Source organism: Nocardia sp. NPDC050793, from assembly GCF_040654065.1.
Taxonomy (GTDB): Bacteria; Actinomycetota; Actinomycetes; order Mycobacteriales; family Mycobacteriaceae; genus Nocardia.
The window spans coordinates 283,089-301,274 of record NZ_JBFAHG010000005.1 but is presented as its reverse complement, the minus strand read 5'-3'; the positions used below and the strand labels follow the sequence as shown (position 1 = coordinate 301,274).

Genomic DNA, 18,186 nt, shown 5'->3' with positions numbered 1-18,186 from the left:
AGCACGCCGGCCTCGGCGCACGAATCCGGCCTCGCGCGCGGGGCCGGAGCCGGGGTGCTGCGCTGGGCACGGCGGATCCTGATCGGTGCGGTGCTGATGGGCCTGGTGTTGGTCGGCGGCACGGCTTTCCGGGTCTGGCAGGTCGCGCGGATCGACGACTACACCAAGGCCGACGCGATCGTGGTGCTCGGCGCCGCGCAGTATTCGGGCACACCGTCCTCGGTGTTCGAGGCTCGCCTCGACCAGGCGTATGAGCTGTTCGAAGCAGGCGTCGCGCCGCAGGTGATCACCGTCGGCGGTAAGCAGGAGGGCGATCTCTACACCGAGGCCGCCTCCGGCAAGAACTACCTCCAGCAGCGCGGCGTACCGGCCGAGCGCATCCTGGCCGTCGAGACCGGCTCGGACACGCTGCGCAGCGTCGAGGCCGTCGCCCTGGCCATGAAGGCGCGCGACATGTCCTCCGCCGTGCTGGTCAGCGACCCGTGGCATTCACTGCGCACTCGCACCATGGCGCGCGATGCCGGGCTGCACGCGTGGACCGCGCCCACCCGCACCGGTCCCGCCGTCTACACCCGCGAATCCCAGGCACACGGCATCGCCAGGGAAACCTTCGCGCTGCTGTGGTATCAGCTGACGCATTTCTCCGCCGATTTCCCCTATACCGCGGGTCAGTGACTCGATGGACAGCTACACCGACCACGACCGGGAACGGATGGCCGCCGAGAGCACCAAGACCGCAGGCCTCGCCCCGCCCCGCAGCGAGTTCGAGAACGGCCACCGCACCGAGTTCGCCCGCGACCGCGCCCGCGTTCTGCACTCGGCGGCGCTGCGCAGGCTCGCGGACAAGACCCAGGTGATGGGCCCGCGGGACGGCGACACCCCGCGCACCAGGCTCACCCACTCGCTGGAGGTCGCCCAGATCGGCCGCAGCATCGCCGACGGTCTGCGCTGCGATCCCGACCTGGTCGACCTGGCCGGGCTCGCCCACGACATCGGCCACCCGCCCTACGGCCACAACGGCGAGATGGCACTCGATCAATTCGCCGACGCGCACGGCGGATTCGAGGGCAACGCGCAGAACCTGCGCATCCTCACCCGCCTGGAACCCAAAGTGCTCACCCCCGACGGCGCGAGCGCCGGGCTCAACCTGACCCGCGCCGCCCTCGACGCGGCGATCAAATACCCGTGGGGCAGAACGGGATCCGGCACCAAGTTCGGCGCCTACGACATCGACCTCGATCGGCTGGCGTGGATACGCAAAGGCGCGCCGGACCGCAGGCGCAGCCTGGAATGCCAGATCATGGACTGGTCCGACGACGTCGCCTACTCGGTGCACGACGTCGAAGACGGCATCATCGCGGGCCGCATCGATCTGCGCGCCCTCGCCGACCCCTCCGAACGGTGCGAGCTCGCTCGGATGGGCCACGCCCAGCACGGCAGTCTCACCACGGACGAACTGATCCAGGCCGCCCAGCGCCTGTCGGAACTGCCGGTGGTCGCCGCGGTCTTCCGCTACGACGGCACCCTCACCGCCTCGGTCGCCCTGAAACGCCTCACCAGCGAGCTCGTCGGCCGCTTCGCCACGGCCGCCATCATGGCCACCCGCACCGTCGCGGGCGGCAGGCCGCTGTCCCGCTACGCCGCCGACCTCGAGATCCCGCCGGTCGCCGCCGCCGAAGTGGCCATGCTCAAAACCGTCGCCCTGCGCTACGTCATGTCCGACCCGGACCACCGCCGCCGCCAGGCCGCCCAGCGCGAACGCCTCCTCGCCGTCGCCGCCCGCCTGCACGCCGAAGCCCCCCGCCACCTCGACCCCCAACTCCTCCCGTGGTGGCACGCCGCCACCACCCCCACCGCCGAGATCCGCGTCATCGTCGACCAGATCGCCTCCTACACCGAAAGCCGCCTCGAACGCCTCGCCGACTACTTCGGCGTTTGACGTAATCATTACGTCATTGCATCATTGAATGCGTGCTGTTCCCCACGCCTACGTTGACGAGTGACGACCTGGAGGTTCTGGGCCAGGTCGATCGCATGCGCGAGGAACTACGGCATCAGCTGTACGGCGCCCTGACCAAATGGACAGGGGGACTCCGGAAATTTCTCACCGCCGACGCGGTCGCCGCCTCGAATTCGATCGAAGGATTCCGGGTCTCCACGGTCGATGTGGAAGACCTGATGGCGGGTGAGCGCGATGTCGATGTCTCCGACGAGAACCGCGCGGAGACGCTGGCCTATCAGCAGATGATGACCTATATCCAGACGTTGCACGACGTCGGCGACTTCTCCTACAGCAAGGGTCTGCTCAACGGGTTGCATTGGATGTTGCAAGGGCATCGGCATACGGCACGGAAGCCCGCCGGGCAATGGCGGCGCGGGCCGGTCTACGTCACCGACGCTCGGGACCCGAGCATTGCGGCGTACACGGCGCCCGACGCCGAGGACGTGCCCGCGCTGATCTCCGAACTCGTGGATTGGCTCAACACCGATGACGATTCGCACCCGCTAGTCCGCGCCGCGATGGCGCACCTGCACTTGGTCTCGATCCACCCGTGGGCCGACGGCAACGGCCGGATGTCGCGCTCCTTGCAGACGCTCATGATCGCCCGCGACGGCGTGCTCGCTCCGGAGTTCTCCTCGATCGAAGCGTGGCTCGGCCGTCCCGGCAACACCTGGGAGTACTACCGCGAACTCTCATCGTGCGGCAGCGAGTATCAGCCCGACCAGGACGTGGCCGACTGGATCCGATTCAACCTCACCGCGTATCACCAGCAGGCGCAAACGGTGCACAAGCGGTTCGAGCGGTCCGGTCGAGTCTGGGCAGAGCTCGCCGAGTTCGCCGGCGGTCTGCGGATGGACGACCGTGTGGTCAGCGCCCTGCACGATGTCGCGCTGTCCGGACGTGTCCGGCGCTCCCGCTACGAGCAGGCCGAGGGATTGAACCTTCAGCAAGCGCAGCGGGATCTGCGCGATCTGACCAACGCCGGTGTGCTCGAACCGGTCGGTCGGACGCGCGCACGCTATTACGTCGCGGGGTCGCGCTTCCCCGAATCAGTGCTCGAGATCGCTCGTACGCCGATGTCCCTGACTGAGCCATACCGCGCGCTGCACCGATAACCGGCAGCGCGCGAGCTTTCGATGGAGTGCGTCCGACGACTCCGCCCGGACTGGCTAGACTCGTCGGGTGGCCGGACGACTCCCTGATCGCGATATCGCGGCAATACGCGAACGCGTCCGGATCGAAGACGTGGTGGGGGAGTACGTCGCGCTGAAGCGTGCCGGCGCGGACTCCATGAAGGGGTTGTGCCCGTTCCACGACGAGAAGTCGCCGTCGTTCCACGTGCGGCCGAACCACGGCCTTTTCCACTGCTTCGGGTGCGGCGAGGGCGGGGACGTCTACAAGTTCCTGCAGAAGATCGAGCACATCGGCTTCGTCGAGGCCGTCGAGCAGATGGCCGACCGAATCGGCTACCAGATCAACTACGAGGGCGGCGGCACCTCGGTGCAGCGCGACCGAGGTACCCGCACCCGCCTGGTCGCCGCCAACGCCGCCGCGCACGAGTTCTACATGGCGCGGCTGCGCGAGCCGGAGGCCGAGGCGGCGCGCAAATTCCTCACCGACCGCAACTTCGACGGCAACGCGGCCCTCCAGTTCGGCTGCGGCTACGCACCGGACGGCTGGGACGCGCTCACCAAGTACCTGCTCCGCAAGGGCTTCGACTTCAAGGAGTTGGAGGCGGCCGGCCTGTCCAAGCAGGGCAAACGCGGCCCCATCGACCGGTTCCATCGCCGCCTGCTGTGGCCGATCCGCAATCTCGGCGGCGAGGTCATCGGTTTCGGAGCCCGCAAGCTCTTCGACGACGACACCATGCCCGGCAAGTACGTGAACACGCCGGAAACGTTGCTGTACAAGAAGTCCCAGGTGCTGTTCGGACTCGATCACGCCAAGCGCGAGATCGCCAAGGGCCGCCAGGCCGTCGTGGTCGAGGGCTACACCGACGTGATGGCCATGCACCTCGCCGGCGTGAAGACCGCCGTCGCGTCCTGCGGCACCGCATTCGGTGACGAGCACATGGCGATCCTGCGCCGCCTGCTGATGGACGACAACTTCTGGCGCGGCGAGATCATCTACACCTTCGACGGCGACGCGGCCGGTCAGGCGGCGGCGCTGAAGGCCTTCGCGGGCGATCAGAAGCTCGCGGGCCAGACCTACATCGCCGTCGCGCCCGACGGGCAGGACCCGTGCGAGCTGCGCCAGCGCTCCGGCGACGGCGCGGTCCGCGACCTGATCGCGCGGCGAACCCCGCTGTACGAGTTCGTGATTCGCGGCCTGCTCGCCGAACACAACCTGGACACGGTCGAAGGTCAGGTGGAGGCGCTGCGCCGCGCCGTCCCTGTGGTCGCGCAGATCAAGGACAACGCCACCCGCAAGGCCTACGCCACTCGCCTCGCGGGCTGGGTCGGCTGGGACGACATCCAGACCGTGGTGCGCCGCGTCGGCGAGGAAGCCAAGCGCGTCCGCCTCGGCGGCCCCCGCCGCGCCGAAGCACCGACCCCGGCCACCAAGGTCACCGAGCACCCCGCCGCCCGCCCCAGCCCGAACGATCCGGTGCTGCTGCCGCAACGCCAAGTCCTGTGCGCCGCTTTGCAATACCCGGCGATCGCGGGCACGGTGTTCGACGCGCTGGAAACCGAGGCGTTCACCCACCCCGCTTACGTCGCGGTCCGCACCATGGTCGCCGAGGCGGGCGGCGCGTCCGCCGGACTGAGCGGCGCGGAATGGGTCAACGCGGTCGCCGACGCCACCGACGACCTCACCCTGCGCGCCTTGGTCTCCGAACTCGCCAACGAGCCGCTGCCGGTGAAATCCGTCGACGACATCCCGCGCTTCATCACCGGCGTGCTCGCCCGCGCGCAGGAGGCGTGGGTCGGCCGTCAGATCGCGACGCTGAAATCCAAGCTGCAACGGCTGTCCGCCACCGAACAGACCGACGCCTACATGGCGCTGTTCGGCGATCTCGTCGCGCTGGAGCAGTACCGGAAGAGCCTGGAAGCTCAGGCGATGGGCAACTCCGACGATTTCGCGCCTGCTTGAGCGGCGCTGGCTGGTCAGCGGTGTCGGCTACTGGTTACATCGTCCTGGTTGGCCGGGGTTCGCGCATTTCGGCCCCTAGGCGGCGCTGCTTGGGTCGATTCGGTTCGGATCGATTGTGGCGCAGCAGTTCACGCTCAGGATCTTTCGGCAGCGTAACTGAGCCCTGTTCGATTCACTGAGCACTGTTCCCGGTCGAGATCACCGAGCGGCGCAGCTGTGCCCCGATCGGGATAGCTCAGCGGCGCAGCTCGGCGATGTAGCAGCTCGGCGATGTAGCAGCTCAGCGGCGCAGCTGATCGTGCGGCACCAGTACGGTGGTGCGCTCGTCCAACGGCACCATCGGCTCCAGCTTCGGGCGGGTGCTCAACTTGTCCGACAGCTTCTGCCGCCCCGCCTGCATCAGCGTGCGGGTCACCGGACTCGAGGTGACCGCGCGCGTCGCCGCGCTGATCTGTTCGTAGCGAGCCCGCCCGGCCTTACTGCCGAGCACGTAACCGGCCGCGATGCCGATGATCAACCGCAGCATTCCTCGAGCTCCTCCCAATCGCCTGTGCGCGGCTACTATCCTGCCCGACGCTCGGTCCACCTGTCGATCCGGCACCGAGTTACCCCTGAGACACCAGGTACCCCACCAACCCCACGCGCACCCCGCCATCACCCCAGGTAGACGCGCGATTTGGGAACCCGCCCAGCAATACGCTAAAGTTTCTCCTCGGCCCGCCCAGTACGGGAGAGCCACCCAGGATAGTCCCCTATAGCTCAATTGGCAGAGCAGCCGACTGTTAATCGGCAGGTTTCTGGTTCGAGTCCAGATGGGGGAGCAGAAACAGCAGGTCAAGCCCGATAGCTCGGCTTGACCTGCTTTTTTTCTCGGTATTTAACCAGGAATACACCAAAGTTTCCGCGCCAGACTTCCATTCAGTTGTACGGCCTGGCGATCGTCCGTCGCAGGTTCGTGCCCTCGGCGGGGCACATCGAAGAAGGGAACGCGGTCGACCTGGGGATCTGCTCCGGTCAGCTGATTGTCGAGGCCGATTTCGCTCTCGGGTGAGTAGAGCTGAGGACGGCTCGGCCTCTTGCGCGGCCAGGGAAGGCCTGGCGGCCGCGCGGCGCCGTCCGGGCGCCGAGTAGCGTCAGCCATCGGGTACCAGCAGTATGCCTCCTCGTCAGCCCCGGGGCCTCAATGGCGTATTGGGTTTGTCGCCGACGCCACTCAGTGTGAGCGGAGCGCCGCTGTTGACTTTCAATGAACAGCGCCTTCACCTCTGTGCCCGATGATCTACGGAAGCGTTCCGAGCTCCCAGTCTGAGGGCCACGGCTTGCTCAATGTCAGCTGCTCGACCGGTTTTCGTTGGTAGTCCTGGTGCGGGCCGTCTGGGCTCCACCCTTCGAGATACGGCCGCAAGTCGTCGACGCCGGGCTCGATATCGAACGCTATGTTGGCCAGAGAGGCCGGGCCTGTCGTGGGGTCGAGGCGGTTGGCCAGTTCGCGGCCAACGATGCACCAGTTGCGCAGGTTCGTCGCCGAGTGCGGGGCGTTCGTTTGCTCCGCGGCAGCGGCGGCGTCGTCGAGGATGGTGCAGATTTCGCGCAGGTCCTGGGCATTGCGCCATGCATCCAGCGCTGCGACCATGGTTCTGCGCTGCAGCATTGCTTGTGCCTGCGGCCGCGCGGAAGCCGTGATCTGTTCCCATTGTCGACGCTCCTCCATCCGTTTGCGATTCGCCTCAGCCAAGTACGCTTGGTGCTTCGGATAGTTGTCCTCTGCCTTGCGTGCCGCTTCCTCGTGGCTGGCTTTGATGTCGGTGATGATCGAGCGGATTCGTCGTTCGAGTGGTGAACGCTTCTGGTCTTGCCAAGTGTGGGTATTCGTAGACCCTTGGTACGCGCCGATCTTCAGTCGGAGCTTTCCTGTCGGCGTCGTCTTGCTGTACGAGGACTTGATCTCCCAGTAGTCGGCAGGGCGGCCGTGGGAGTTGAGATGCTCCTCGTCGAAAGTCAGCTCCCATTTTTCGGTGCCGATGCGATAGCCCAGTTTGGCGTGCTCACCGCGACGAGTCAGCCGAACTTCTTGATCATGTTTGGCTGCTGCGACATTGAGATCGATCAGGAACTGCATCGCCCGCTCCCGCTGTCCGTTGCTGACTTGCAGCGCTGCCGGATTGTCGATCAGCAGTTGGCGCAGATCCTGCGGTGTAATCTTCTTGTTCTCCGCCTTCGACTTTCGAGCCTGTTGTCGTATCCGGTACCAGTCGGTGTCGGTGTCCTCGTCGGTATTGAGCAGGCGCACGACGATGTCACCCTCTGATCGACCGGTGTATCGGATCGCCTGACCTTCCGGGACGAGTCCTCTTCGCCGAGCGGCGTCTACGGCACCACGATAGGCGGCTCGCGTCTTCTCGTCCGGTTCCACAACCCGCACGGTCCCGTTCGATGTCTTGCCAAGCCGACTGATCAGTTCCTCCGCGTTCTCCGAATCGCCGGGGGCGTGCCAGCCTGATGGTCGATCGTTCTCGGGATGGTAGCCATGTCTGAGGTAGTATCTGCCGACGTCGGTGATGCTGGCCGCGAAGAGCCCCTTGCGCTTCGAGATCGCGATCAGGCCGCGCGAATGTAGTGCGTGAGCCGAGACCCGCAGGGGTGCACTCTCCGGGCTGCTCAGGTCGTCGCCGTCTGCAATCCGTTCCAGGAGATCGCCTTGCCGGTCATTGAGTTGATCGCTTCGCCGCGTCATCTGACTATGGTGCGCGGCCTGGCTTCCCGCCGTCCGGGACTTCGCTGGATCGGTCCGGAGGCGCGGATGAAACGATGCTGACCGCGGGCGGCCGGGCCGCTCGCTGTATCAGCGTCTCGGCGAGATCGGTGCAGCCGTCGACCAGCTCGGCCAGCCGATACCAGCTTGCGTGTACCGGGGTCGGTGACTCTTCACAGTCATCAGCAAGTGGTGGGCGTTGATCTGGGTGCGAGCCATTCGGTCGCGTACGGTGCCGAGGACACCGATGGTGGCTACACCGTGCGCAGGGCGTTTGGACGCTGAGCGATCCAGAGCCGACCGACATCAGTACGGCAAAGTAATGCGCTCGTCTATGCAGGCCGACGGTAGTCTCTTCTCGAGGAAATCGGAGGATGACGTGGGAGCGCCCTATGTCTCGATCAACCGGCTGGCTGACAACTCACTTGCCGCGATGCTTGCGGCCATTGAGGTCTACAACAAGCCGCGAATGACCTACCGCGACGAGGTGACCGTGATGCTCGTGGTCAACGCGTGGGAACTCGCCCTGAAGGCGGCGCTGCGGCAGCAGAGGCAGTCGATCTTCTACCCCAAGAAGCCGGGACAGCGGTACCTGTCGGTTTCGATTGATGACGCGCTCGGGCGGATGAACGCACAGAACCTATGGCCGGATGGAGTCGACGGCACCGCGACGATGGTCAACATCAAGGCGCTCACGGAGTACCGGGACCGCGCGATTCACCTGTACAACGCACAGGGTCTGGGTGCGCTGATTCACCCGTTCCTGCAACAGAACGTTCTCAATTACCGCGATTTTGTGCTGGCGAAGTTCAAGAAGGACCTGGCCGATTCGATGACCAGGCAACTGCTGCCGCTCGGGGCGACCGCGCCGGCCGACGCCGTGCAGTTCATGAGGGCGGACAAGAGCTCGACGATGGTCGCCGAGGTCGAGGACTTCATCAACGAACTGCGCAAGCTCATGGATGACGCGGAGGCCGGTGGCGCGGACATGGGACGGTTGGCGGTGGTCTACGACATCCACCTACAGTCTCAGAAGAAGATGACCAGCGCTGATCTCGTCGTCGCAGTGTCTACGACCGCCGACGGCCAGATCGCGATCCAGAAGACCGACCCGAATCAAACGCATCCGTTCAGCGCGACCGAGCTGATGCGGCGAGTAAACGGTAAGCGGTCGGGCCGTGCACTGAACGGCCATGACCTCCTGGTGGTCTGCTGGAAGGAATCGCTGCGCGACAACCGACGGTACGCGTGGAAACACAGCAATGCCGCGACCCACGTCTGGTCCGGCGACGCGGTCAGTTATCTGAGTTCGATCTCCGACGAACGGTTCGACAAGCTCCGAGCGGAATACCGGCAGTATCAGCAGACGCGAGACGCGAAGGATGAGTAGCCAGATCTGCGCGAATGAGCAACTTCGTCGGTCGGATACGGCCCGGATGCGCCCCGCCTCCTGCTGTGCCGTTCCGGAATGTGTCAAGCGGTTTTAGCCCAGGCCTGGATCGCCAGGCCGCGAAGTTCCTCGGTGAGGGCAAGCCGCGCCCAAACGGCGCTACCCGGTAATCGACGCTCTCGTGGTTGCCGGTGCAGCTGTGGACCGATGCTGCCGAATCCTTGGGATCACCCGCCGGACCTCCTACAAACACAACCGGCTCCAGACCACACCCGCCCAGCTGAGGTGCCAGTGGCTGACCGGGTTGATCCTCAAGGTGCACGTCGCTCCACGCGGCACCCACGGCTACCGCGATTACACCCTGTAGTAGTGATCGTGCTCGGGCGAGCGGGCAGCGGTCGACAAATGCTCGATGGGTCGCGGCCTTTTGCGGGTCCCGCAACGTCGTGTTGCGGTGTTTGGTGCACGATAGGTAGCCATGGGAGCCTCTGATACCGCCGACGAGCACGATGCCGCCGGAGGAGCAACACTGGTCAGCATCGGCTACGAGGGCAAGACCGCCGCGGATCTCGTTGCCCAGCTCATCGCACAGGACGTGCAGGTGCTCGTGGATGTACGTCTGACTCCGCTGAGTCGCAAGCCTGGATTGTCGAAAACGAGGTTGGCTGAGGCGCTTGCCGCAGTGGGCATCGCCTACGTTCACCATCGTGCACTCGGCAATCCGAAGAGCAACCGGGAGGGGTTCCGTGCCGGTGAGCCGGAGTCGCGTGCCCGGTACCGTGATGTGCTCGACACCGCCGCCGCGACCGACGCGCTCGCGCATGTGACGGAGCTTCTCGACGGTGGGGTAGTGGCGTTGCTGTGCTTCGAGCATGATCATGCCGAGTGCCACCGAGAGATCGTTGTGCATCGACTCCTGGAGGCCCGGCCTAACGCTGCGGTGGTGCACGTCTAGAACAAGGCAAACTCGGTCTTCGGATACCAGACGCCCAGGACGGAGAACGACCGGCGGCGCATATTCTGATTGCCGACATAGAAGTGGACGTCGCGGTCGGGAGACAGCATCTCGTCACCCCATTTCGCGATCAGCATCTCTCGCGCCCGGCGGTCACCGTTGTCTCGGAGCCACCGCCGACCAGCCTGCCCGGTCTCCCAGTCGAGCACTTTCTGATCATGGCCGCCGCAGGTCGGTGACTGGCAGCGGTACTTGTAGCGCACTGCGTAGGGAGCCGGTTCTAGCGGTTTGAGCGAAGTACCGAACAGATCCGGCGCGGATGCTGCCTCGACCTTGGCCTGTTCCGCTGCGCTCCACGGGTCCCCGGCGACTACGCTCACCTGAACGTTGGTGGGTTTGATCAGTCCGAGCGACGGTGAGGGGGTGCCCATACCGCCCGCAGGGTTGGCTTCGAGGAGCTCGCACATCGTGGTGGCACCGAGAAGGCCGTCGAGGTTCATCCGTCGCTGCTGCCAGTTACCCCGAGTGCCCAGTTGGTCGACGTGTTCCAACTCGTCCTGCCGTGGACGGAACGATTCGGGCCGATTGTCGTTCCTCGTCTCGTATGTTCCGTTCAACCGTAGGATTTCGTACTTCCTGAACCGCTTGTCGAAGTCCTCGTTACGAAACTTGACCGGATACAGCCGGATCCACTCCGGCCGCCCGCGATCGAGCCGCACCCCCGCGACACAGACGGTCTCGCCATAGGTGTCGCTGGGATTCGGGTAGGTCTTGACCGTGATCATCACCGTTGCTGTCACGTCGCCCGCGCGCGGTGACCTGATGCCCATTGAACCCCCCGAATCCGGCCGATGGCTGTCCTCGCTCAACCAGAGTAATGCTCATCGAGCATTGACGCTGAAATCGGTGGTGCGGATCACTGCACTCGCGGCGTTCCGGGACTATTGCTGGGCTTGCTGGGCTACAGCAGTTCACATCCATCGAAGGTTGCGAGGTCACGCGCAATCTATCTCGCGCAGGAAACCTAGCCAACGAGATCGCCGAGTTCAGCGACTCGTCGCCGAATCCGCTGGCCTGCAACATGAACGTTGCGGTGCGCGGGTCTGCTGCGCCGAAGATGTGGGAGTCCCGCGGGTCTCAGGGAGAGATGAATCCGATTCCTTTGTCGATGCACCACTGGAGAACCTTCCCTCCAAGCGTGTCAGGAGCCGTCAGCAACCCGCGACGGAGATCCTCGGCGTTCACCGGTGGCGTACTGTCGAGGTCGTTGATGAAAGCCTCGACGACGGCGGGCCATCGCGGCATCCCCCAGGCCGTGTCACGGACGTTTACCAACGCCAGCGCAGCGTTCATCGCGATCAAGTAGCCGCGTCCGTGCTGGCCTTCTATCTGCGAACAGGTGTCGAACACGCTTGTGACGGTGTGGGTCCAGGGCTCGTGGAGGGTGCCGAGGAGGTCGGCGACCGTGCGGCCAGCGATCATTCTGTCTACCCGAATCAATTCCGATTCCAGCTCTGACCACTCACTCCCGGCCATGCGCAGATGATCACGCACGATCCGAAACATCACGACGTTCGCCGCGAACATCTCGCCGCTGATCCGGTTGAGTCCGTCACCGGCGTGAGCGAGCTCGACCTCGGAGTTGCGCCACGCCCGTTGAGCGATCGCTGCTGCGGCAAATAGCACCGGATCTGCCTCGTCACCGACGGTGCTCCGGAATGCCGCGCGCAGGGTTTCGATGTCGATGTTCTCCACAGCGGGCTCCCTCGCGCGTCCATGGTTCGCCCGCCACAGGCGAAGTGGCACGCGACCCGTTCCGTTGATCGTAGGGCCTTCGGTGGACGGCTGCGAGCGTCGAAAGCCTGGTCCACTCCAGGCATTCAGCACAGCTTCGAGTTCGGGTACTCGCATGGAGCCAGGTTCACGACGGTCGTCGGCTGCCGTTGCGAAATGTGGGTAGTCGACCGCGTTGTGTGAGCTTGTCGGCGAGAATGGTCGCGTAGTTGCCCTCGCTCGGTGCATGGATCGCCGATAATCGTCGGTATGGCTGGCGAGGAACAGGGCGATCCCGCCGACTCGACGGCATCGGGGTTGGAGATATCGCCGAGTGAGGGGTTGGCTGGTGCCACAAGTGCGGAAGGCCAGGATGCCCGTCGTGATTGTCTGGGCGAGCGACCTGGTGTGCGCGGTGGCTTCTCGGCGTCGTTAGATGTTCGCCACGTCGACGGCGCGGAAGGAGAGCGCCTCGCTGCGGTGCAGGCCAAGGCGATTGCCGAGCTGTTGGTCCGGCTCCGCGATCATGGAGATGGCGACGGTGTGAGCTGAATCCGGACGGTGCTGGCCAGGCAGCCGATCTGGTTATCGGCGTGTCATGGCAGTGTGGTCGGTGTGTCATGCGTGCCTAGCGCGAACCTGCGACGCGTGACCTGGGGTTTCTTGTGAGGTTCGTATAACTGGTCTCTCCATGCATCGCCCTGACCTGCGCAAATGATGCGCAGGTTGGCGCCCCGGCGGGGCACATCGAAGATGGGAACGCAAGCGACCTGGGAATCTGCTCTGGTCGACTGGTAGTCGAAAGATCTCGCCTTGGGCTGAGCCCCGATGAGGTCTTCCTCTCGGGTCCTCGGCCACTACTCCAGGTTTGACGGCGTATCGGCTCGGTGGCCCAAAAATATCGGCCGCGCACATCGGTGCGCTGTGCCCGACCGCTGGTTGGATCGCCCTTCCCGTGGCGTACTGTAGGAGCCGCGAGATCGACGCCGTTGCCTCCTCGGCTCTGTTGTGGCTAGGCTTTGCGATGTTGTCGTGAGGAGGGGGCACGGGTGTCAACCGAACAGGATACGCCGGGAACAGATTTCGCGATTGTTCCAGCCGAGGTGACCGACGCGGGCGTCTACGTCGAGCAAGTCGCCACCTCACTGATCAACGGACTCAATTCGCTCGACCGCGAGGTCACGAGTGTCCTTGATAATTGGAAAGGTGCGGCCGCAGACGCATTCGGTGACGGCTGGACAGGCGCCAAGGATGGTGCCGCCACGGTGTTGGATGCACTCGCGGCCATGGGCGAACTTCTCGGCGTGGCGAGCAAGGCCATCGCTGACCAAGATATATCCAGTGCCACGAACTTGTCGTCGCTGGACCTGCCAAAACTGAACCTGTAATGGTCGACGACTTCCGGGACTTCACGTTCGATATCGACGAGTTGGACCAGCTCGTGACCCGCGTCAATGGATTCGTCGGGTTCCTCACCGAAAGTCTCGACGGACTCAACCGTCGAATCGCCACCATTCAAAATAACTGGCAGGGAGCCGCTGCCACCGCCCAGGAGGAAGCCTACCGAGAATGGGCGATCGGAGCTGCCGCAGTGGTTGAAGGAATCACTGAGATGTACACCGCCGCCGTCACCGCCCGAGACGCCTATAGTGCGGCAGAGGAAATCAATTTGAGAATGAGTGGTGGCTGAGCTCGGTGGGCTCGATCTCCCTGCAGTCCTATGAGAGCGCGGCCAAAGAATGCTATGACCTCTCGGAGAAATTCCAAACCGTCTACAACGCGCTGCAAGGCGTCCTTTTGGAAACCGGCGCGATGGCCGGTGGCTACCAGGCGGTCAAGACGTGGTCGAAAGCCTACGACGACCGCGCCGCCGCAGTGACGCTGGTGGCGACCAGCTTCGCGCGGGCATTGCAGCACTTCGGCGACGTATTGACCGCGTCTGGCTACAACTGGAAGTGTGGAGAGTACAAGGCCAACCGCGACCCCAACAAGGGTGCTCCACCATCGTTGCCCAGCGGTTTCCCCTCGGAACTACCCTACGGCGCGGGCATAGTTACTGGTGTCGCGTCGTCGGGGGCTTACAGTCGCGGACTCGAGACGGACTGGACCGAACTGCAGGACAAGGTTACCGCGCTTGTCTCTGGCGGCGAAGTCCCCGACGGGGACACCGACAAGCTGGCGCGCGCCGCAACCGCATGGAAGACCTTCGCCCAGTCGGACCCTGTCTACTACGGCACATCACGACTACTGACGGTCGCCTCCGGGCTTGAGCGTGGCTACGGTTCCAACGCACCGAAAGACATTCCGAACCACGTAGCCAACCTTCGTACACTCGCCCACAGCCTCCGCGACATCTTCACCGCAGCCCAAGACATCGCAGCCGCGGTCGACACTCACAAGGTCGCTTTGACGACAATGCGCTCGGACATGAACACCCAGTTCACCATGGTGGTGGTCGTCACCGCCATTCAGATCGGGCGTTCGATGGTGCAGGTAAAAGAGCCACCAACGAAGCAAAAGACACCGAATGGGCAAAAAACACCCAGCGATCGCCAAGAAGAGATTGACTTCCTGAACCAGGCTGCCGGAGCTTTGGCTGGTCCTGCCAACACATTCCTCACCGCGCTCGGCGGCTTCACCTTTTCCGTGGCTGTTCTGACGACGGGCGGGCTGCCCACCATTGTCGAGCTACCGATACTCCTCACTACATCGGACCCGAAAACGGATGTCACGTTCACTGATCCACGCCGACCACACCTGGGTAGCGACGGAAAATATCATGTGAAGGATGGGGATCGAGAAGTACAGATCGACAATCCGAATGATACGTCCAAGACAATCACCGATATTGATGAGGTCAAGAATGGAGTCCTATGGGAGGAGAAGTCGGCCACGAATGCCGCCGATGTTGACAAATGGATTGCGAAACAGGTGGAAAAGAAGTTGGGGTCCTACATCGAGGCTCGACAGTATATCGATGGCTATGAGCAGGCTCCCATCGGACTCCGGTTCACGACCCCTGGCGCCGATCCGAATTTCCGGGCGCAGGTAGAGGCTGCAGTTGAGAAGATGCGTGCCGAAAATCCCGGCGTCCAGATTCTAGTAGAGTGGGCATGATGAGCTACGCATTCGAGGTTGGTGATCAGACGGTATGGAGTCCGTCGTTGCGGGTAGGCGACCTGTTCGTACGCATGCATACCGACACTTGCTCAGTGTTGGGTACTGCAACCGGCTTGACAGCGATCGCCAGCGATATGTACGAGATAGATATCGAGGTCTTTGAACGCGCGACGTTGGTCGTCTTCAATGAGTACTCCTCGTCCCAGAATGCCACTTTCAAGGCGATGCTGGGCGCAACGCTGGGCCCAGCGGTTAATATCCTCACCTACTGCCAGCGTCCACTGACCCCTAGGTCTGATGAAGAAAGCGCTTTTATCTCCTGGGCGAATGGCCTCAGTATGCCCAGATAGTGCTGGTCGCACAGATCGCCCGCGCGTTGCGGAAAGCTGCTGGGCGTGCTGCGGCGGCTCGTGGAGAAGCGGTCAGGCGGCCCGGGTCGACAGCCGTCTTGCGCTATCGCGTTGCGGGGGCGATTCAGCGGTCGGTCGGCGCGCGGGGGTGGTCTCGGCTCACCGCGGCGGAGCTGGCCAGTCACTACTTGCATGCCATGGTCGCCGCTGTTCGTCTGCCTTCGAACCCGTCCGTTGTGGTCCATCCACGCGTTACGAGGCGTCCGCTCAGCCGCATCGCGAACTGCGATGCGGCCACGGCGAGTACCACCGGCCTGAACTGCTCAGTACTGACCGGCACGTGGCCTCGCGGCCACAACCCGGACCGGCACCCGCCCACCCGATGTATCCGTCATCCGCACCGCAGGCCCACCAATCCACCTGGTGCCCACCAAGTTCGGGAACGTCGGCAAGATCACCCATGCCTGCCTCACACTCGGGCTGGCCGTATGGGGGTGCGGATGTCGATCACGTGCCGCTCGTCCATTGTTTCGGTGTGATCGGCGCGCGTTCGGATTCGACCCCTGCCCAAATATTCGCCAAAGATTCGAGTCGATCCTGGGGGTTCCTTGTGCGAAACCTCCTGGGTACGCGGGGCGTTTCGTGCGTTTCAACTCGACCCCGTAAGCGCGCAATGCCTTCAATGCTTGGCGTGACCAGTGCGTTTCCGGAGCTTGTTATCGGCAGGTTTCTGGTTCGAGTCCAGATGGGGGAGCCGAGAACGGCCCCTGACCAGCGCTTAGCGTACATGGTCAGGGGCCGGATTCGTTTCCAGACCGCGAAAAGCGGCCAGAAAGTCGCCAGAACCCGCGACCTGTCCGTCGCCGTCGCACAGCGCCGACTCCGAACCGAATATTGCGGACCGGGTTGCGGTCGATGGCGTCGTGGCGGACAGGCCATGCTCATCTCCGACTGGATGACCCGCTGCCACCATGCCCGCTGATCCCGTACAGCCCCAAGGGAATCCGGCTACCCGCCACTGACTTGTGCTTGCTCAGCGGCGGGCGCCCTGCCCATTCCCGCCCGCGGTCGTGCGCGGCACGGGGACCGAAACCTGTTGAATGCAAACGGCGGAATCCATAGCCACGATGGATCATCCTGTCACTGCCCGGACCGATGAGTGGTCCGGGAAGATCACATCGGGTACACCGGGTGTTTGCGCGGGTTGAACTCCGGCTTGACCGGCGGCTTGTCGCGCAACAGGCGCAGCGCGCGCCGGATCTCCAGACGGGTGGTCGCCGGTTCGATGACCGCGTCGATGTAGCCGCGCTCGGCCGCGATCCACGGGGTGGCGATCGTCTCGTTGTACTGGTTGACCATGAACTCGCGCGCCGCTGCCCGATGCTCCTCCGGCACCGCCGCCAATTGCCGCCTGCCGATGAGGTCGACCGCGCTGTCGGCGCCGATCACCGCGATCCGGGCCGTCGGCCAGGCGAAACTGATATCGGCACCCACCTGCCGGGCCGCCATCATGCCGTAGGCGCCACCGTAGGACTTGCGTACGACCAGGTTGATGATCGGGACCGTCGCCTCGATGATCGCGCGCGGAACCCGGCCGCCGCGGATGATCACACCATTGGCTTCCTGCTCGAGCCCCGGCAGCACGCCCGGGGTGTCGGCGACGAACACCAGCGGGATGTTGAACGCGTCGCAGAGCCGGATGAAGTAGGTCGACTTGTCCGAGCAGGCGGCGTCGATGGAACCACCCAGCACCAACGGCTGGTTGGCGATCACGCCGACCGGATATCCGTCGACCCTGGCGAACCCGGTGATCAGATTCGGGGCGAACGCCTCGCGGACCTCGTGGAACTCACCGTCGTCGAAGATCCGGAGCAGGATCTCGTGCATGTCGTAACCGGAGCGATCGGAATCCGGGATGATCTTGTCGAGCTCCCGATCGGAAGCGGTGATCTCCGGCTCCAGTCCGGGATTCACGATCGGCGGTTGCTCCAGGCAGCTCGTCGGCATGTAGCTCAGGTAGTTGCGGGCCCAGTCATAGGCTTCCTGCTCGGTGTCGGCGACGTGATGCAGGGTGCCGCGTTCGGCCTGTACCTTGGCGCCGCCGAGCTCCTCGGCGGTGATGTCCTCACCGTTGACGGCTTTGATCACCTCCGGCCCGGTGACGAACATGTAGGAATCCTTGGTGCCGATGAGCACGTCGGTGTTGATCGGCCCGTACACCGAACCCGCGGCGCACTTGCCGAGAATGATCGACACCTGCGGCACATACCCGGACAGTTTCTCCAACACCCGGGAAATATCACCGAACGAAGCGATCGAACCCACCGCGTCCTGGATTCGCGCACCGCCGGAATCATTGATCGTCACCACCGGGCACGCGTTGTCGAACGCGAGTTGCAGCGCCCGCATGAACTTGCGGGCGGACGTGATACCGACCGACCCGCCGTACACGGTCTGATCGTGGGCGATCACGACGACCGGACGGGCCCCGATCAGCCCGCGACCAGTGACCAGCCCGTCACCGTAGAGAGCATCCGGTTGGCCGGGCTGACGAGCCAACGCACCGGTCTCGATGAACGTCCCGCGGTCGAGCAGCATGTCCACACGCTGGCGAACGCTCGGAACGCCCTTCTTCTCCCGCTTGGCGACGCCGGCCTCACCCGCCGGTTCCTCAGCGATCGTCAGGATCTTGACCAGTTCATCGATCTTCGCCTGAGTACCTGCCACGCTCGCTGCCACCTTCCAAACCAA

Annotated in this window: 16 protein-coding genes and 1 tRNA gene; 12 read left to right on the top strand and 5 right to left on the bottom strand. The window is 64.2% G+C overall.

Features of this window, described 5'->3' with window-relative positions:
- Positions 1-96: 96 nt before the first annotated feature.
- From AB0H50_RS19445 to dnaG, 4 genes are all read left to right on the top strand, one after another.
- Positions 97-675, top strand: coding sequence for a YdcF family protein (locus AB0H50_RS19445; protein ID WP_357455310.1), 579 nt, complete (start codon positions 97-99; stop codon positions 673-675).
- Between the two features lie 4 nt (positions 676-679).
- Positions 680-1,939 carry a deoxyguanosinetriphosphate triphosphohydrolase gene (locus AB0H50_RS19440; RefSeq protein WP_357454217.1) on the top strand — a complete coding sequence of 420 codons (1,260 nt, stop codon included), beginning with the start codon at positions 680-682 and terminating at the stop codon, positions 1,937-1,939.
- Positions 1,940-1,971: 32 nt separating this feature from the next.
- Entirely contained in the window at positions 1,972-3,117 is a 1,146-nt protein-coding gene (locus AB0H50_RS19435) for a Fic family protein (protein ID WP_357454214.1), read from the top strand.
- 67 nt (positions 3,118-3,184) lie between these two features.
- The gene (gene dnaG, locus AB0H50_RS19430) at positions 3,185-5,095 is read left to right on the top strand and encodes a DNA primase (RefSeq protein WP_357454211.1); all 1,911 of its coding nucleotides are present in this window, start codon (positions 3,185-3,187) and stop codon (positions 5,093-5,095) included.
- Between the two features lie 280 nt (positions 5,096-5,375).
- Here dnaG and AB0H50_RS19425 read toward each other — a convergent pair whose 3' ends face one another.
- Entirely contained in the window at positions 5,376-5,621 is a 246-nt protein-coding gene (locus tag AB0H50_RS19425; protein ID WP_357454208.1) for a hypothetical protein, read from the bottom strand.
- Between the two features lie 222 nt (positions 5,622-5,843).
- On the opposite strand from AB0H50_RS19425, the gene AB0H50_RS19420 reads away from it, so the two are divergent.
- Positions 5,844-5,916, top strand: a tRNA-Asn gene (locus AB0H50_RS19420).
- 458 nt (positions 5,917-6,374) lie between these two features.
- Here AB0H50_RS19420 and AB0H50_RS19415 read toward each other — a convergent pair.
- The gene (locus AB0H50_RS19415; protein ID WP_357454206.1) at positions 6,375-7,829 is read right to left on the bottom strand and encodes a hypothetical protein; all 1,455 of its coding nucleotides are present in this window, start codon (positions 7,827-7,829) and stop codon (positions 6,375-6,377) included.
- Between the two features lie 397 nt (positions 7,830-8,226).
- On the opposite strand from AB0H50_RS19415, the gene AB0H50_RS19410 reads away from it, so the two are divergent.
- Positions 8,227-9,237 (top strand): DUF3644 domain-containing protein, encoded by a 1,011-nt coding sequence (locus AB0H50_RS19410; protein ID WP_357454203.1) that lies wholly within the window; start codon positions 8,227-8,229, stop codon positions 9,235-9,237.
- A 478-nt stretch (positions 9,238-9,715) separates the two neighbouring features.
- A complete protein-coding gene (locus AB0H50_RS19405; protein WP_357454200.1) occupies positions 9,716-10,192 on the top strand; it encodes a DUF488 domain-containing protein in 477 nt (158 codons plus the stop codon).
- Here the strand turns inward: AB0H50_RS19405 and AB0H50_RS19400 are convergent.
- Both AB0H50_RS19400 and AB0H50_RS19395 read right to left on the bottom strand, forming a co-directional pair.
- Complete coding sequence (locus AB0H50_RS19400; protein ID WP_357454197.1) at positions 10,189-11,061, bottom strand: hypothetical protein; 873 nt, start codon at positions 11,059-11,061, stop codon at positions 10,189-10,191. The genes AB0H50_RS19405 and AB0H50_RS19400 overlap by 4 nt on opposite strands.
- A gap of 268 nt (positions 11,062-11,329) precedes the next feature.
- Positions 11,330-11,947: a hypothetical protein gene (locus AB0H50_RS19395; RefSeq protein ID WP_357454195.1), complete on the bottom strand. Its 618-nt coding sequence runs from the start codon at positions 11,945-11,947 to the stop codon at positions 11,330-11,332.
- Positions 11,948-12,235: 288 nt separating this feature from the next.
- Between AB0H50_RS19395 and AB0H50_RS19390 the strand changes: the two genes are divergently transcribed.
- From AB0H50_RS19390 to AB0H50_RS19370, 5 genes are all read left to right on the top strand, one after another.
- The gene (locus tag AB0H50_RS19390) at positions 12,236-12,517 is read left to right on the top strand and encodes a hypothetical protein (protein WP_357454192.1); all 282 of its coding nucleotides are present in this window, start codon (positions 12,236-12,238) and stop codon (positions 12,515-12,517) included.
- 497 nt (positions 12,518-13,014) lie between these two features.
- The gene (locus AB0H50_RS19385) at positions 13,015-13,353 is read left to right on the top strand and encodes a WXG100 family type VII secretion target (RefSeq protein ID WP_357454189.1); all 339 of its coding nucleotides are present in this window, start codon (positions 13,015-13,017) and stop codon (positions 13,351-13,353) included.
- The gene (locus AB0H50_RS19380; RefSeq protein ID WP_357454186.1) at positions 13,353-13,655 is read left to right on the top strand and encodes a WXG100 family type VII secretion target; all 303 of its coding nucleotides are present in this window, start codon (positions 13,353-13,355) and stop codon (positions 13,653-13,655) included. Before AB0H50_RS19385 ends, AB0H50_RS19380 begins: the two co-directional genes overlap by 1 nt.
- A 5-nt stretch (positions 13,656-13,660) precedes the next feature.
- The gene (locus tag AB0H50_RS19375; RefSeq protein ID WP_357454183.1) at positions 13,661-15,082 is read left to right on the top strand and encodes a hypothetical protein; all 1,422 of its coding nucleotides are present in this window, start codon (positions 13,661-13,663) and stop codon (positions 15,080-15,082) included.
- Positions 15,082-15,435, top strand: coding sequence for a DUF6086 family protein (locus AB0H50_RS19370; protein WP_357454180.1), 354 nt, complete (start codon positions 15,082-15,084; stop codon positions 15,433-15,435). The genes AB0H50_RS19375 and AB0H50_RS19370 overlap by 1 nt, the downstream gene beginning before the upstream one ends.
- Before the next feature lie 1,173 nt (positions 15,436-16,608).
- Here the strand turns inward: AB0H50_RS19370 and AB0H50_RS19365 are convergent.
- The gene (locus AB0H50_RS19365) at positions 16,609-18,162 is read right to left on the bottom strand and encodes an acyl-CoA carboxylase subunit beta (protein WP_357454177.1); all 1,554 of its coding nucleotides are present in this window, start codon (positions 18,160-18,162) and stop codon (positions 16,609-16,611) included.
- Positions 18,163-18,186 lie beyond the last annotated feature (24 nt).